Raw genomic sequence first — 15,713 nt, 5'->3', positions numbered from 1 at the left:
GATCAGGCGCAGGCGCAAGCAAGATGCCCGGAGGGTAGGACTTCAGGTGGTGGATGCGTCAACGGCGGCCTCGCCAGGTCGATGCGCCAGCGAGCCATCATCTTCTCGCAGCCCAAACTGTCCTATACCGGCGCGCCGGTCTCGCAGAGCCGCGGCGACAGCCAGGACACGAACACCCCTAGGTCGATCGAGCGGTCCTACGACAAATACGGACCGCCTCCGCCGCAGCCCGTGCCGGCGGTGGTTCCGACCCTGCCGCCAACGCCTCCACCGCCTGTCACGTCCGACAGGCGGCTCAAGCGCGATATCTCGCGGCTCGGATGCCTCGACAGCGGCATCTGCCTCTACCGGTTTCGCTATCTCTGGGACGACACGTTTTATGTCGGTGTGATGGCCCAGGAGGTCGAGCGGATCGTGCCCGGTGCCGTGGTGCACGGTCCCGACGGCTATCTTCGGGTCCGTTACGACCTGCTCGGACTGCAGTTCCGCAGCTGGAGCGATTGAGAGACCACCAGGCCTCGCCAGATTGCCGCCAATCTCGGATTAAGCCAGCCTTAGCGAATGCCTCCTAGGCTCGCTGCCGTCCATTTCCCTGCTCCCTGGCCATCCGCTTTCCTGGAGCCGGTCATTTTGCGGCAAACAAGAGCGTTTTCGAATGGAGCAGCCTGCCTGGCAGTACGTTTCCAGCGCGCCGGGGCCGTCGGCAGTGCCGGCGGCGGCGCGGACGCTCGTCATCGATCTCGAAGGCGCCCTGCTCCGTTCCGAGCTCTTGATGGAAGCGCTGTTCTCCAGCCCCGCTCGCCTGCTGGCCCGCTTCGGCGCGGGCGGACGGCCCGGCATGGCGGCGCTGACGGATGTCCTGGCGCAGGCCGAGATCGACTACGCCCATCTGCCCTATGATCCCGATGTGCTGAACCAGGCGCTGGCGGCGCGGGCGCGCGGTGCGAAGGTCTACCTGCTCGCTAGCCGGCTTCCCGGCCATGCGGCCGGCATCGCCGCGCATCTCGGTTTCGATGGCGTCGTGACGCCGGCCGATCACGCTGCGGGCGAGCTTCCCTTCGATCGCGGCACGATCGATCGCATCGAAAACCGCGGCGGTCGCAATCCCGGGCTGAAGATCTGGGTCAAGGCGCTGCGCGTCTATCAATACGCCAAGAACACGCTGGTGTTCGTGCCGGCGCTGACCGCGCACCAGATGAATTTCGCAACGCTCGGCTCCGCGATGCTGGCGTTCCTGGCGTTCTCGGCCTGCGCGTCCGGCGCCTATCTGATGAACGATCTGCTCGATCTCGCCGCGGACCGGCAGCATCCGACCAAGCGCCATCGCGCGCTGGCGGCCGGAGATCTGCCGATCTCGTCCGCGCTATCAGCGATTCCTGCGTTGTGGCTGTTCGCGGTCGTGGCCGGTCTCTGCATTTCGCCGCTGTTTCTCGGCGTGCTCGGCGCCTATCTCGTCACCACGATTGCCTATTCGCTCGCGCTCAAGCGCAAGATGCTGGTCGACATCGTCACGCTCGCCGGTCTCTACACGCTTCGCATCGTCGCCGGCGCGGTCGGCGTCGGCGTGGTGCTGTCGGAATGGCTGCTGATCTTCTCGCTGTTCGTGTTCACCTCGCTGGCGCTGATCAAGCGCTTCAGCGAGCTCAGCATGCGCGAGAGCGCCGGCCTTGCCGATCCCTCCAACCGCGACTATCGCGTCACCGACCTGCAAATCATCGCCGCGATGGCGGCGGCGAGCGCGATGAACGCGGTGACCGTGTTCTCGCTCTACGTCTCCTCGACCGCGGTGACGCCGCTGTACAGCCGTCCCTGGATGCTGTGGCTGCTCAATCCGCTGCTGCTCTACTGGTTCGGCCGCGCCCTGATGATGGCGCACCGCCGCGAGATGCCCGATGACCCGATTCTGTACGCTTTCCGCGACGGCCCCAGCCGCATTGCGGTTGCTGCGATGATCTGCATCATGCTGGCGGCGATCTGAGCGAAGCCCGTGCTTGCGCGGCCCGCCGGCAATGGCTACATCGCGGGCAATCCGAATTAGCTATTGTGCCGACGCACCGATTAGACCCGAGGTTTTGAACGCCATGACCGTACGCCTGCATCGCGGCGACCTGCCCGACCTGTCCCGCTACACCGGAGCGGTTGCGATCGACACCGAGACCATGGGGCTGAATCCGCACCGCGACCGGCTCTGCGTGGTGCAGCTCTCGCCCGGCGACGGCAGCGCCGACGTGGTCCAGATACCCAAGGGCCACACCGACGCGCCGAACCTGAAGGCGCTGCTGGCCAATCCCGCCATCACCAAGATCTTCCACTTCGCGCGGTTCGACGTCGCGGTGCTGTACCAGACCTTCGGCGTCATGACCGGCCCGATTTATTGCACCAAGATTGCCTCGCGCCTGACCCGCACCTACACCGATCGCCACGGCTTGAAAGACCTCGTGCGCGAGGTGCTCAATGTCGATCTCTCCAAGCAGCAGCAATCCAGCGATTGGGGTTCCGACAGCCTGACCGAGCCGCAGCTCGCCTATGCCGCCTCGGACGTGCTGCACCTGCATGCCTTGCGCGAACGGTTAGATGCCATGCTGGTGCGGGAGGGCCGCACCGCGCTGGCCAAAGCCTGTTTCGACTTCCTGCCGACCCGCGCCCTGCTCGACCTCCAGGGCTGGGCGGAGGAGGACATTTTCGCGCATTCCTGAGTCCTCCACCGCCGGTTAGACTTCGGGCTGCGCCCCGTTTCGGACACTTTCGTGCGGCCTGTCCGAGCCTGATATATCCAAGGCTGATATGTACAAGGCTGCATATTGCGGCGCTGACGGGTACAATGGGGCGCCCTTCAACCCGGCCTGGCGAGCGGCACCTCAGGAGCTCAGGTGAATTCGGCCCACAATCCCACCTACGACGCTGCGCTTGCGGCGAAGTTTGCCAGCGCGGCGCGCCACAGCCGTCTGGTGCGGATTCTGCGCCTCGCGGTGCCGGCTGCTGTGCTGTTGTCGATGGCCGCCATCGTCGGCGTCTCGGTCTTCAATCCGTTCCGCATGCTGATGCCGAAGCTGCCGCTCGATTCCGGAAACCTGGTGGTGTCGGGCACCAAGATCACGATGGAATCGCCGCATCTGGCGGGCTACACGCCGGACCAGCGGCCCTACGAGCTCTGGGCCAAGACCGCGACGCAGGACATCACCGATCCCGATCATGTCGATCTCTCCGACCTGCGCGCGAAAGTGCTGATGGAGGATCAATCGACCCTGTTCCTCGATGCCCGCACCGGCCGCTTCGACAACAAGCAGCAGCAGCTCGATCTGCACAAGGATATCTTCCTGCGCACCTCGACCGGCTACGAGGCGCGACTGAACTCGGCCTTTGTCGACATGGGGAAGGGCACGGTCTCCTCGGACGAGCGTGTCGACGTCAAGCTGACCAACGGCACGCTGTCCGCGGACAAGCTGCGCATTACGGAAGGCGGCGACGTCATCCGTTTCGAGGGCAATGTGGTGATGCATCTGGACAAGCTGGATGACCCCGCCGCCGCTCAGCCTGCGCCAGCCGAGCCGGCGCCGGCGGCGCCGCCGGCCAAGTCAAAGAACAAGTCTGCCAATTCAAAGTGATTTCATGATCAGGTCTTTTTCGCGCAACCACACGCGCAATGCCATCGTCAGTGCAGCTGCGCTCGCCGCCACTGTCGTGCTTGCTGCAACCGGCGCCGCTTTTGCGCAGAGCACGATGCAAGGCGTGCCGAACGCGATGCAGGGCTTCTCGCAGAACCGCGATCAGCCGATCCAGATCGAGGCGGCCTCGCTCGAGATGCGCGACAAGAAGAAGGAGGCGACCTTCGCCGGCAATGTGAAGGTCATCCAGGGCGACACCACCATGACCTCGAAGACGCTGGTGGTGTTCTACGAGTCGGGCGGCGACAAGCCCGCCACGCCCCAGCCTGCGGCCAAGGCGACCAAGGGCGCGCCGATGCAGTCGGCGCAGCCGGGCCCCGGCGGCAGTTCCTCGATCAAACGGCTGGAGGCGCGCGGCAATGTCGTGGTCACCCAGAAGGACCAGGTGGTGACCGGCGAGACCGCCGTGTTCGACACCAGGACCAATCTCATCACCATGCTGGGCGGTGGCGGCCAGGTCGTCCTGACGCAGTGCAAGAACGTGCTGCGCGGCGACCGTTTGATGGTCGACATGACGACGGGCGTGTCGCGGGTGGAATCCGACAACGGCCGGGTTCAGGCCCTGCTGCCGCAGGGCGGCGGCAATGATTGCGGTTCGGGTAAGCCCGGCGGGGCGCCGCCTTTGCAATTGCCCGGCGGAACTAAATCGAAATGAATTCAACGACTTGGATCGGTTGCTCCCGATCCGAGGTTGAAGCTTGGCCGGTGAGACTGTATCTAGCGCGCAGGGCTTTCGAAGCGGGGTCCGCCGCTTTTCGGGCGTGTTTCACTGGGCATGAGACATCCCTTCACTCATGCTGCATCGGCCAGTCGAACGGCCGGTGCGGCAGATCGCGCGAATTCGCGCAGGATCGTCGCGAAAGGCTTAGAAGGCGGGGATGGTCGATCTCTTCAGCATGTTCCGTCGGCGCCCCGCCAAGCGCGGCCGGCCAGGATTTGCGCGTCAGGACATCACCGCGCTTGGTGACGGCGTCGGCGGGCTCGTGACGAGCCCGATCCGGGACGCGCCGATGGCCCGCGACCAGGCGATCCATGCGCCCGATCAGTTCCAGGGTGACTATCAAGGCGACTATCAAGCCGAGGCACCGCGTCAGCCGGCAGTTCACCCCGTCAGGGCCGCCGCCAAGCCGAATGGCGGCGGCGGGCCCCAGCTCCTGAAGCGGCCGGGCTTCTTGGCTGTGCATAGCGTGGAAAAGGCGTTCGGCAGCCGCCAGGTGGTGCGCGGCGTCAGCATCTATGTGCGCCGCGGCGAAGCGGTCGGCCTGCTCGGTCCGAACGGCGCCGGCAAGACCACCGTGTTCTACATGATCACCGGCCTGATCAAGGCCGACCGCGGCGCCATCGAGCTCGACGGCCACGACGTCACCAAGCTCCCGATGTATCAGCGCGCGCGGCTCGGCATCGGCTATTTGCCGCAGGAAGCCTCGATCTTCCGCGGCCTCACCGTCGAGCAGAACATCCGCGCCGTGCTCGAAGTGGTGGAGCCCTCGCGCAAGAAGCGCGAGCAGCAGCTCGATTCGCTCCTCGACGAGTTCAACATCACGCGGCTCAGGAAATCGCCGTCAATCGCTCTGTCGGGCGGCGAGCGCCGCCGCGTCGAGATCGCGCGCGCGCTGGCGACGCGGCCGAATTACATGCTGCTCGACGAGCCCTTCGCCGGCATCGACCCGATCGCGGTCGGCGACATCCAGGACCTCGTCCGCCATCTCACCAATCGCGGCATCGGCGTCCTCATCACCGACCACAATGTCCGCGAGACGCTCGGCCTCACCGACCGCGCCTACATCGTCTATGCCGGCGAAATCTTGACCGAGGGGAGCCCGGATGAGATCGTCGCCGATCCGGACGTGCGCCGCCTTTACCTTGGCGAGGAATTCCGCCTCTAGCCCGTTTTTGCGTTCGTCAAGACGTGTACATCGGGCCTGGACTAGGATAAGCAAAAATCGGACCAATTTTTGGGAACGGTTCTTGCTTCATGGCGCTCACGCAGAGATTAGAGTTCCGGCAATCGCAGTCGCTGGTCATGACGCCGCAGTTGATGCAGGCGATCAAGCTGCTGCAATTGTCCAATCTCGATCTCACGACCTTCGTGGAAGAGGAGCTCGAGCGTAACCCCCTGCTGGAACGGGCCAATGACGAGGCTCCCGCGGGCGAGGGCCCGGCCGAGGCCGGCCAGTATAGCGATGGCGAGGAGTCCGGCGGCCAAGGCGATGGCCAGGGCGATGACGGCTTTGGCGGCGGCGACGCCTTCGAGCCGGGCCAGGAAGAATGGATGAGCAAGGATCTCGGCACCCGCGCCGAGATCGAGCAGACCCTGGATACGGGCCTCGACAACGTCTTCTCCGAGGAACCCGCCGAGGCCGCGGCGCGCAACGCCCAGGACGCCGCGCCGACGACCTATACGGAATGGGGCGGCGGCGCTTCCGGCGACGAGGACTACAATCTCGAGGCCTTTGTCGCGGCCGAGTTGACGCTCTCGGACCATCTCGCCGAGCAGCTCTCGGTGGCCTTCACCGCACCTGCCCAGCGCATGATCGGCCAGTATTTGATCGACCTCGTCGACGAAGCCGGCTATCTGCCGGGCGATCTCGGCCAGGCCGCCGAGCGCCTTGGCGCGACGCAAGCCGACGTCGAGGGCGTCCTTGCCGTGCTGCAAAAATTCGATCCGCCCGGGGTCTGTGCGCGCAATTTGAGCGAATGCCTGGCGATCCAGCTCCGCGAGCTCGACCGCTACGACCCCGCGATGCAGGCCCTGGTCGAGCATCTCGATCTCCTGGCCAAGCGCGACATCGTGGCCCTGCGCAAGATCTGCGGCGTCGATGACGAGGACATCGCCGACATGATCGGCGAGATCCGCCGTCTCAATCCCAAGCCCGGCATGAAGTTCGGCTCGGCGCGTCTGCAGACCATGGTGCCCGACGTCTATGTCCGCCCGGGTCCCGACGGCGGCTGGCATGTCGAGCTCAACAGCGACACCTTGCCGCGCGTGCTGGTCAACCAGACCTACTATTCCGAGCTGTCGAAGAAGATCGGCAAGGACGGCGACAAGTCCTATTTCACCGACGCGCTGCAGAACGCGACCTGGCTGGTGCGCGCGCTCGACCAGCGCGCCCGTACCATCCTGAAAGTTGCAACCGAGATCGTGCGCCAGCAGGACGGCTTCTTCACCCATGGCGTGGCGCATTTGCGGCCGCTCAATCTGAAGGCCGTGGCCGATGCCATCCAGATGCATGAATCCACGGTGTCGCGTGTCACCGCCAACAAGTACATGGCGACCAATCGCGGCACGTTCGAGCTGAAATATTTCTTCACGGCCTCGATCGCCTCGGCCGACGGCGGCGAGGCGCATTCCGCCGAAGCCGTCCGCCACCATATCAAGCAGCTGATCGATTCGGAGGAGCCCGCGGCGATCCTGTCGGACGACACCATCGTGGAACGCTTGCGCGCCTCGGGCATTGATATTGCCCGCCGCACGGTCGCGAAGTACCGCGAAGCCATGCGCATTCCTTCCTCGGTGCAACGTCGCCGCGACAAGCAGAGCGCTCTTGGTAACGTCCTCACCACCGCCTTGTCCGATCGCTCCCGCAACACCGAACCGGCCTGATTGCGCTGGCGCGAAATCGCGCTACTCTCGACCCCCCGTCGAGACGGATCCAAGCACACGCATGATCCGGAAAAGTGTCCAGCGGTTTTCCTTCCCGACAAACGCCGAAGGCGTTTGCGGGGAGAGCATGCGCAGGAAATCTTCCAGAGGTGCGATGACGTGGCATCGCACCGCGAGCACGTGAACCAAGCGAGGCATCACATGACTCTCAGAATCTCGGGAAAGAGCATCAGCGTCGGCGAGGCCCTGCGTGGCCGCGTTTCCGACCGCACCGACGAGGTGCTGCGCAAATATTTCGACGGCAATTATTCCGGCCACATTACGCTCAGCAAGGACGGCTTCGGCTTCCGCACCGATTGCGCCCTGCATCTCGATTCCGGAATCACGCTGGAGGCCGATTCGAACGCGCCGGATGCCTATGCCAGCGCCGACCAGGCGCTGCTGATGATCGAGAAGCGGCTGCGTCGCTACAAGAACCGGCTCAAGGACCGCTCCGCCCGCAAGGCCCATGTCGCCTCCGAAGCAATGGCTGCGCTCGATGCCACCAGCTACGTGCTCGAGGCGCCGGAGGGCGAGGACGAGGTCACCGGCTACAGCCCCGTCATCATCGCCGAGGCCACCACTTCGCTGAAGCCGTTGTCGGTCAGCGAGGCCGTCATGGAACTCGACCTGAGCGGGGCTCCCTGCCTGGTCTTCCAGCATGGCTCCAGCGGCCGGGTGAACATCATTTACCGCCGGGCCGACGGCAATGTGGGCTGGATCGACCCGCCCGGAGCCAAAACGGATGCCGGCGCGGATGGCAAGGGGAACAGCGCGGCCGGGGGATAGGCAAAAGCCCGGCCCCGTACCATCCGCAGGCCTTAACAATGACCGGGGCAAAGCCGCACGCGGGAGTTGGCACCGGGATTGCGTTGGAGTAGAAGCGCCCCACATCAGGACTTAACGGGATTTGGGCTAAGTCCTCCTCCTGCTTGACCTTCTTGACGCCGGCCCGGCGTGGTTTCTCTCCAAGCCGGCCAATTCGGAACCTGACGGTTTAATTCACCTCGGAAACCCTCCATGCCGATTACCGATCTGGTCGCACCCGAGGCGATTCTCCCGGCATTGAAGGTCAACAGCAAGAAGCAGGCCCTGCAGGAGCTCGCGGCCAAGGCCGCCGAGCTGACCGGGCAGAACGAGCGTTCGGTGTTCGAGGTGCTGCTGCAGCGGGAGAAGCTCGGCACCACCGCGGTCGGCTATGGCGTCGCCATTCCGCACGGCAAGCTGCCCAAGCTCGAAAAGATTTTTGGCCTGTTCGCACGCCTCGACCGCCCGATCGATTTCGAGGCGATGGACGGCCAGCCGGTCGATCTCGTCTTCCTGCTGCTCGCCCCCGAAGGCGCCGGCGCCGATCACCTCAAGGCCCTCGCCCGCATCGCCCGCCTGTTGCGCGACCAGGACATCGCCAAGAAGCTGCGCGCTTCGCGCGATGCCCAGGCGATTTACTCTGTGCTGGCACTGCCGCCGGCCACCGCGGCGTAACTTCGCCGTCAAAGGCCGGATCTACTCTGGCCTCCTGGATCGCCCGGCATTGCCGGCGTCGCGCCCTGACCAAGGGGATCTGCAGGTAGACGCTCCGAAAATTTTCCCGCTTGAGACGCACGGCATATTGGGCGGCGCCAAAATCCGCTAACAGTCGTTCGAAGCTGTGGACTGAGCGGACGTGATTTGGAATGGAAATGCGTCGTTGCGCATTGGCGCGGCGGGGGGAGAACGGCGCGGGGAACCGGGCCTCGGCCGGCGGATGCCCGGCGTATCGTCCAGAAGCTACCCGCCTGGCAAGACGCCCAGGCGATCCCCTCGGTGCCGGCGTTGGAGCCGGCGACAAACCGCCAATCATCGATATCGTTGGGTTCAGGCTGCGCTTTTGCTCGAACTGATGTCCGGGCCAATCGAGGCCCGCTCGCGGCGCAAGTCCCGGGAATGTCGACCGCGCGAAGGCGGTCGCGACGCGCGGTAGGGGACATCGGCCGTGCTTCAGGAAGGTCAGCTCAGGGCCAGCCCACGAATCGGTTCGGATTCCGAGGCATACGAAAGCGCGATCTGGAAAGCGCGCAGCGTCGGTGTGGAGAAGCTTGCCAGAAACGTGATCCGCGGTTCGATCACCGTCAACGTGGTCGCGTCGATGGGGGTCTTCCAACCCGCGCTGCTTCCCGCAGAGTGGAGCAATCTGCAACAGGCCGTTGCGCTCGTGATGTGGATCATCCTGATCTACGCCAGTGTCTTCGTGCGTCCACGCGTACGCGTGCAGCCGAATCCCGATCTCATCGCGCTGGTGGCATTCTATTCCCTCGCTGCCATTTCCGTTCTCTGGACCAGTCTCGCCGTTGCGGCGATCATGAAGAGCGCGGCACTTGTGGTGACGACCTTCGGTGCGTACTGCCTCATCACGCGAATCGACATCGACGAGATCGTCGGATCGACGGCACTCGGGTTCTTCATTCTGGTCGCCGCCTCGGCCTTGTGTGCCGTCTTCGTGCCCGAGATCGGCGTCGACCAGAGCTGGATGCACAATGGCCAGTGGCAGGGAATCTACGAATCGAAGCAGACGCTCGGCTTCATCAGCGCATATCTGATGTTCTTTGCCTGCTATCAGAAGATGACCGGGCAGGGATGGATCGCTTTTCTCGCGACGTTTCTCCTGGCGTCGACGTGCGTCATTGCCTCGGAATCCCGTGGTGCCGGCGCCGTTGCCGTTGCCGCGTGTGGGCTGCTCGTCACCTCGATGTGGTCGATCCGCTGCATGAGAGTCTATGCGGTGCTGCCATTCATCATGTGCATTCTGGCCGCCCTGCTGTTTCTGTATTTCTATCTGACGGGGTACGATTCCTTTCATCTCGGCGGCGAATCGACCATCGACTTGACCGAGCGGACTTTCATTTGGCAGTACGCCATCAGCCATTTCAACGACGCGCCCCTGCTGGGCTTTGGCATCAACGGATTCTGGACGCGCCCCGCGATTTACGACTACTTCAACCAGAACCATGGCTGGGTGCTCGACAATTATCATAGCGGTTACATCGCGGTGGCGATTGAAACGGGATTTCTGGGATATTTGCTGTTTGTCGCGAGCGTCTATCTGTTTTCGGAAAAGGTCCTGTATTTGATCGCCACCCGGTCGATCGATCGTTCCCATTGCGCTCTCATCATCGGATTTGTCGTCCTGAGCTTTCAATCGAATTTCACGGAGACGATGTTCCTCCGCTCGACGATGTTCACGTCGGTGCTTCTCGTCGCGTTCTTCTTCGCGGTGTGCAGGCCGGTGCCGCAGCAATCCCTGCGGCCATGATGGAGAAAGCAGCATGAATGCCATCTGCGCCCGCCGGTTGGTGACCTTCCGTCTCACCTTGGCGATCGCCATGCTCGCGATCTGCTCTCAGGCCGACGCAGCCAAGCAGGGCACCGCGCGCACCCCCGGAGAATTGGGGCGCGGCATCAACATCCTCGGCTACGACGGCATCTGGGAGGGAGGCCGGAACGCGCCATTTCGTCTGGACAACCTCACGGCGATCAGAAACGCCGGGTTCTCGCACGTTCGGATCAATTTCTTCGGCTTCAAGTTCATGGGCGAAGGGAATCTGCTGGATGAAATCGTCTTGAGACGGCTTGATGCGGTGATCGAAGACGTGCTCGCCCGGAAGCTCATCCCCATTCTGGACGAGCACGATACGGATACTTGCCAGCGCGACGTGTCCGGATGCGCCGAGAAGCTGAAGGCATTCTGGACGCAAATCGCCGGGCGCTATGCCGGAAGATATCCGAAGCTTGTCTTCGAGGTCCTCAATGAGCCCGGCGGGCAGATGACGTCGACCAGCTGGAACGCCCTTCTGAACGAGTGTCTCGGCATCATCCGCACCAGCAACCCCGGACGGACGGTCATTGCTGCCGTTCTCAACGTCGATGACACGCCGGTCGAGGAACTGGCCCTGCCATCAGGTGACAGAAATCTCATCGTGACGTTTCACTATTACGCGCCGATACGTTTCACGCATCAGGGTGCGCCGTGGTCCCCAACGTTCTCGCGGCTCGGGCCACTCGATTGGGGCAGTCCGGAGGACGAACGGAAGGCTCTCGCCGACTTCGAAAAGATTCGTATCTGGTCCGAAAAGGAAAAGCGCCCGATCTATCTCGGCGAGTTCGGCGTGTACGAGCGCGCTCCGACGGACGCTCGGACGCGATATCTGTCGTTCGTGGCGCGAACTGCGGATCGGCTTGGCTGGGCATGGGCCTATTGGCAGTTCGACCATGATTTCGCGGCCTTCGACAGCGCGCGTCAAACCTGGAAGCCGGACATCCTGCGGGCGCTGATCCCGGCGGTGCGTTGAAGCGCGCGTTCGGGATTCGAGCGTTGAGCCTACTGCGGCCTCACGCACCGTCATTGCGAGGAGCGTCATCGCGTCAAAATGAAAACGGGCACGCCTTCGCAAGAAGGCATGCCCGCTGGAAACTCTGTTCGTGCGACGTGCGCTCAGTGCACGCTGACGGCTTGCAGCTCGTTGCTCCAGGCGTTCGCGATCGCGGCTTCGCGGCTGTCGGTCAGCATGATCGGCGTGCCGTCGGCAGCGTGGAGCGCGAAGAGTTTTAAGCCCGGCGCGATTTTCGGCGCTTCGGGAAACAGGCCCGGCACGTCCTCGGAGCGGATCTGCTTCACATAGGCGATATGGCCTTCGCCAAGGGTTGCCAGGGTCTCGGGTGAGACGTTCTTGGCTTCATATTCGAACGCAACGTGACCTTCACTCATGGTCTCGACTCCTCTGGAACACTAAGCGGTCGAGTCCGCTACTCGTTCCATTATTCGTGCTCATTGATAGCGATTGTCTTAACGATCCTCTCCGGTTCAGGCCGGGCCAGATCGATCGACAACAACCCGTTTTTCAGATCCGCACCCAGCACCAGCATCCCCTCCGCCAGCACGAAGGTGCGCTGGAAGTGGCGCGCGGCGATGCCGCGATGGATGTATTGCCGGGACTTGTCGTCCTGCTGCCGCCCGCGGATCACGAGCTGGTTTTCCTCAATGGTTACATCGAGTTGGTCGCGCGTAAATCCGGCGACCGCCAGCGTGATACGCAACCGCTCGGGCTGGCCGTCCGCGCCGCCACACCTCTCGATATTGTAGGGAGGGTAGCCGTCGGCGCCTTTGACGACGCGATCGAGCACGCGCTCAATCTCGTCGAAGCCCAGAAGGAACGGACTGGATAACGTGGGAACACGAGACATAGTTTACAAAGTCCTCGCAGAAGCGACTTTGGTGCATCAGGGCCCGTAGAGGCGCCCCTTGATCAGCAATATGGGCATGTTCCCGTGCTGGTTCAAGCAGGTAGCCGGGGTGCTGTGGATTGGCCATCTCCAGCCGTCATGACTGGGACGAGCCCGGGCATGACGAATTCAGCTGGCGATTTATCTCAACAAAAACAGACCCCCTTCTACTGTGCATGGGGTTGTTTTTGCGTTTTGTGGTTTCCGGCCCCTCGGAACGGATCAGGCCTCCAGCCGCGTCCGCCCGTCGCCGCTGAACAAATGCAGCTTCGTCCGCACCGCCGCCACCCGGATTTTCGCGCCGATCGCGGGGGCCTCGGTTCCGGGAATGCGGACGATGATCTCGCCGGGCGGCAGCTCGCCCGGCGTGGCGGCGACGCGCTGCTCTTCCTGCTCGCGCGAGCCGTAGACGAAGGTTTCGGCGCCGACGCGCTCGATCGCTTCCACGGTCAGCGGCAAAGCGACGCCGCCAGCCGGTGTCTGGTCGGTGATGACGAAATCTTCCGGGCGGATGCCGAGAATGCCGGCGTCAGAGGCGCTGCCGCCGAGCTGTGATCTGATCTCCTCGGGGCGCGTCGACATCAAATTCATCGGCGGCGCCCCGATGAAGGAGGCGACGAAGGTGGTCGCCGGCTTCTCGTAGATCGCGAGGGGATTGCCGACCTGCTCGACCTGGCCGCCATTCATCACGACGAGAACGTCGGCGAGCGTCATGGCTTCGAGCTGGTCGTGGGTGACGTAGATCGACGTGGTGTTGAGCCGGCGCTGCAATTTGCGGATTTCGACCCGCATCGCGATGCGCAGTTTCGCATCGAGATTCGACAGCGGCTCGTCGAACAAAAACACCTTCGGCTGGCGCACGATGGCGCGGCCCATGGCGACGCGCTGGCGCTGGCCGCCGGAGAGCTGGCGCGGCTTGCGTTCCAGCATCGGTGACAGCTCGAGCACGCGCGCGGCTTCCTCGACGCGGGACTTGATCTCGGCCTCCGCCATGCCGCGGTTGCGCAGGCCGTAGGCCATGTTGTTGAAGACGCTCATATGCGGATAGAGCGCGTAGTTCTGGAACACCATCGCGATGTCGCGATCGGCGGGCTCGACCTGGTTGACCACGCGGCCGCCGATGTCGATCTCGCCGCCGGTGACGGTCTCGAGGCCCGCGACCATGCGCAGCAAGGTTGACTTGCCGCAGCCGGAGGGGCCGACCAGCACGCAGAACTGTCCGTCGCCGACATCGACGTTGACGCCCTTGATGGCCTCGAAGCCGCCGAGATAGGTCTTGCGGACGTTGCGCAGGGTGACGTTAGCCATGGATTGCACCGGCGAGTAGCGAGTAGGGAATGGCGAATGGGGATTGGTTGACACGCAAGGCTGACGCAGCGACCCCATTCGCTACTCGCCATTCACCATTCGCCATCTTCACTTTTCCGTCTCGACCAGGCCGCGCACGAACAATTTCTGCATGGCGACGACGACGAACACCGGCGGCAGCATGGCCAGCATGGCGGTCGCCATCACGATCGGCCATTCGGTCAGCGCGTCGGTGGTGGTGATCATCTTGCGGATGCCGACCTGGATGGTCTGCATGTCGTCGCGGGTGGTGATGAGCAGCGGCCAGAGATATTGATTCCAGCCGAGGATGAACAGGATCACGAACAGCGCCGCCATGTTGGTGCGCGACAGCGGCAGCAGCGTATCCCAGAAGAAGCGCAGGGGACCCGCGCCGTCGATGCGCGAGGCCTCGAGCAATTCGTCCGGCACCGTCATGAAGAACTGGCGGAACAGCAGCGTCGCGGTGGCCGAGGCGATCAGCGGCAGCGCGAGGCCCGCATAGCTGTCGAGCATGTGCAGATCGGCGACGATCTTGTAGGTCGGATAGATGCGGACCTCGACCGGCAGCATCAGGGTGATGAAGATGATCCAGAAGATCGGCATCCGGAACGGAAAGCGGAAATACACGATCGCATAGGCCGAGATGATCGAGATCGCGATCTTGCCGACCGCGATCAGCAGCGCCATCACCAGCGAGTTCAGCATCATGTTGCCGACAGGCTCGCGGGTCGAGCCGCTCGTGCCGACGAAGATGGTTTGATAATAGGTCTCGAAGAAATGACCGCCCGGCAGCAGCGACATCTGCCCGTTCGCGATCAGCGCGTTGTCCTGGGTCGAGGCGACGAACGCGATGTAGACCGGGAAGGCGACGACCGCGATCCCGATCCAGAGAATGATGTGCGCGACGTAGCGCCGAAAGCCCTCTTCCTCGACCATCAGTAGGTCACCTTGCGTTCGACGAAGCGGAACTGGATGCCCGTCAGCACGATGACCATGACCATCAGGATCACCGATTGCGCCGCGGAGCTGCCGAGATTGCCGCCGAGCAGGCCGTCGGAATAGACCTTGTAGACCAGCGTCTCGGTCGACTTGCCGGGACCGCCGCGGGTCATGGTGTCGATGATGCCGAACGTGTCGAAGAAGGCGTAGACGATGTTGACGACCAGCAGGAAGAAGATGGTCGGCGACAGCAGCGGGAAGGTCACGGTCCAGAACCGGCGCATTGGGCGCGCACCGTCGATCGCAGCGGCTTCGAGCACGCTTCTTGGGATGCTCTGCAGGCCGGCGAGGAAGAACAGGAAATTGTAGGAGATCTGCTTCCAGGCGGCGGCGAGGATGATCAGCGTTGCCGCCTGGTCACCGTCGAGCAGCGGATTCCAGTCGATCCCGAGCGCGCGCAGGTAGCGCGCGATAACGCCCAGCGAGGGATGCAGCATGAAGATCCAGAGCACGCCGACGACCGGCGGCGCCACCGCATAGGGCCAGATCAAGAGGGTGCGATAGAGCATCGAGCCGCGCAGGGGCTTGTCCGCCATGACGGCGAGCAGCAGCGCAAAGGACAACGACGAGACCGCGATGGCGAACGAGAAGAAGAAGGTGCGGAGGATCGCCTCGAAATAGGCGGGCTCCCTGAACAGATCGAGATAGTTCTCGAACCAGACGAAGCTCGTCGACAGGCCGAAGGCGTCCTGGAGCAGGAAGGACTGGATCACCGCCTGCAGGGCCGGCCAGTAGAAGAATAGCAGGACGATCGCGAGCTGCGGCGCAACCAGCACGTAAGGCAATAGCTTGGATTGGAAAATGGCTTGCTTTTGCATGGT

The 15,713-nt window shown here is 63.5% G+C and carries 16 protein-coding genes; 11 read left to right on the top strand and 5 right to left on the bottom strand.

Annotated elements, in window-relative coordinates:
* Positions 1–81 precede the first annotated feature (81 nt).
* From GGD62_RS11620 to GGD62_RS11570, 11 genes are all read left to right on the top strand, one after another.
* Entirely contained in the window at positions 82–504 is a 423-nt protein-coding gene (locus GGD62_RS11620) for a tail fiber domain-containing protein (protein ID WP_183708551.1), read from the top strand.
* A gap of 151 nt (positions 505–655) precedes the next feature.
* Entirely contained in the window at positions 656–1,978 is a 1,323-nt protein-coding gene (locus GGD62_RS11615; RefSeq protein ID WP_183708550.1) for a UbiA family prenyltransferase, read from the top strand.
* Positions 1,979–2,081: 103 nt separating this feature from the next.
* Positions 2,082–2,696 (top strand): ribonuclease D, encoded by a 615-nt coding sequence (locus tag GGD62_RS11610; RefSeq protein WP_018323452.1) that lies wholly within the window; start codon positions 2,082–2,084, stop codon positions 2,694–2,696.
* 174 nt (positions 2,697–2,870) lie between these two features.
* Positions 2,871–3,605: an LPS export ABC transporter periplasmic protein LptC gene (lptC, locus tag GGD62_RS11605; RefSeq protein WP_018323451.1), complete on the top strand. Its 735-nt coding sequence runs from the start codon at positions 2,871–2,873 to the stop codon at positions 3,603–3,605.
* Positions 3,606–3,609: 4 nt separating this feature from the next.
* Positions 3,610–4,320, top strand: coding sequence for an LptA/OstA family protein (locus tag GGD62_RS11600; RefSeq protein WP_018323450.1), 711 nt, complete (start codon positions 3,610–3,612; stop codon positions 4,318–4,320).
* Positions 4,321–4,543: 223 nt separating this feature from the next.
* Positions 4,544–5,551, top strand: a complete 1,008-nt coding sequence (gene lptB, locus GGD62_RS11595) for an LPS export ABC transporter ATP-binding protein (RefSeq protein ID WP_018323449.1) — start codon at positions 4,544–4,546, stop codon at positions 5,549–5,551.
* Between the two features lie 89 nt (positions 5,552–5,640).
* Positions 5,641–7,269 carry an RNA polymerase factor sigma-54 gene (gene rpoN / locus GGD62_RS11590; RefSeq protein ID WP_179732564.1) on the top strand — a complete coding sequence of 543 codons (1,629 nt, stop codon included), beginning with the start codon at positions 5,641–5,643 and terminating at the stop codon, positions 7,267–7,269.
* 201 nt (positions 7,270–7,470) lie between these two features.
* Positions 7,471–8,097 carry a ribosome hibernation-promoting factor, HPF/YfiA family gene (hpf, locus tag GGD62_RS11585; protein ID WP_018323447.1) on the top strand — a complete coding sequence of 209 codons (627 nt, stop codon included), beginning with the start codon at positions 7,471–7,473 and terminating at the stop codon, positions 8,095–8,097.
* A 231-nt stretch (positions 8,098–8,328) separates the two neighbouring features.
* A complete protein-coding gene (ptsN, locus tag GGD62_RS11580) occupies positions 8,329–8,790 on the top strand; it encodes a PTS IIA-like nitrogen regulatory protein PtsN (RefSeq protein WP_008141251.1) in 462 nt (153 codons plus the stop codon).
* 490 nt (positions 8,791–9,280) lie between these two features.
* A complete protein-coding gene (locus GGD62_RS11575) occupies positions 9,281–10,597 on the top strand; it encodes an O-antigen ligase family protein (RefSeq protein WP_312014259.1) in 1,317 nt (438 codons plus the stop codon).
* Positions 10,598–10,610: 13 nt separating this feature from the next.
* Positions 10,611–11,633 (top strand): glycoside hydrolase family 5 protein, encoded by a 1,023-nt coding sequence (locus tag GGD62_RS11570; protein WP_183708548.1) that lies wholly within the window; start codon positions 10,611–10,613, stop codon positions 11,631–11,633.
* Positions 11,634–11,776: 143 nt separating this feature from the next.
* Here the strand turns inward: GGD62_RS11570 and GGD62_RS11565 are convergent, their stop codons facing one another.
* The 5 genes from GGD62_RS11565 to ugpA all read right to left on the bottom strand — a co-directional run bounded on the left by GGD62_RS11565 (position 11,777) and on the right by ugpA (position 15,710).
* The gene (locus tag GGD62_RS11565; RefSeq protein ID WP_007598581.1) at positions 11,777–12,049 is read right to left on the bottom strand and encodes a DUF1150 domain-containing protein; all 273 of its coding nucleotides are present in this window, start codon (positions 12,047–12,049) and stop codon (positions 11,777–11,779) included.
* Between the two features lie 50 nt (positions 12,050–12,099).
* Positions 12,100–12,525: an Hsp20 family protein gene (locus tag GGD62_RS11560; RefSeq protein WP_018323442.1), complete on the bottom strand. Its 426-nt coding sequence runs from the start codon at positions 12,523–12,525 to the stop codon at positions 12,100–12,102.
* 261 nt (positions 12,526–12,786) lie between these two features.
* Complete coding sequence (locus tag GGD62_RS11555) at positions 12,787–13,872, bottom strand: sn-glycerol-3-phosphate import ATP-binding protein UgpC (protein WP_183708546.1); 1,086 nt, start codon at positions 13,870–13,872, stop codon at positions 12,787–12,789.
* 108 nt (positions 13,873–13,980) lie between these two features.
* The gene (gene ugpE, locus GGD62_RS11550) at positions 13,981–14,829 is read right to left on the bottom strand and encodes a sn-glycerol-3-phosphate ABC transporter permease UgpE (protein ID WP_183708544.1); all 849 of its coding nucleotides are present in this window, start codon (positions 14,827–14,829) and stop codon (positions 13,981–13,983) included.
* Positions 14,829–15,710 carry a sn-glycerol-3-phosphate ABC transporter permease UgpA gene (ugpA, locus tag GGD62_RS11545; RefSeq protein WP_018323439.1) on the bottom strand — a complete coding sequence of 294 codons (882 nt, stop codon included), beginning with the start codon at positions 15,708–15,710 and terminating at the stop codon, positions 14,829–14,831. The genes ugpE and ugpA overlap by 1 nt, the downstream gene beginning before the upstream one ends.
* Between the last annotated feature and the right edge of the window lie 3 nt (positions 15,711–15,713).

The organism is Bradyrhizobium sp. ERR14 (genome assembly GCF_014198235.1).
GTDB lineage: Bacteria > Pseudomonadota > Alphaproteobacteria > Rhizobiales > Xanthobacteraceae > Bradyrhizobium.
The sequence above is the reverse complement of the archived record's forward strand: the minus strand, read 5'-3'. Positions and strand labels throughout refer to the sequence as shown.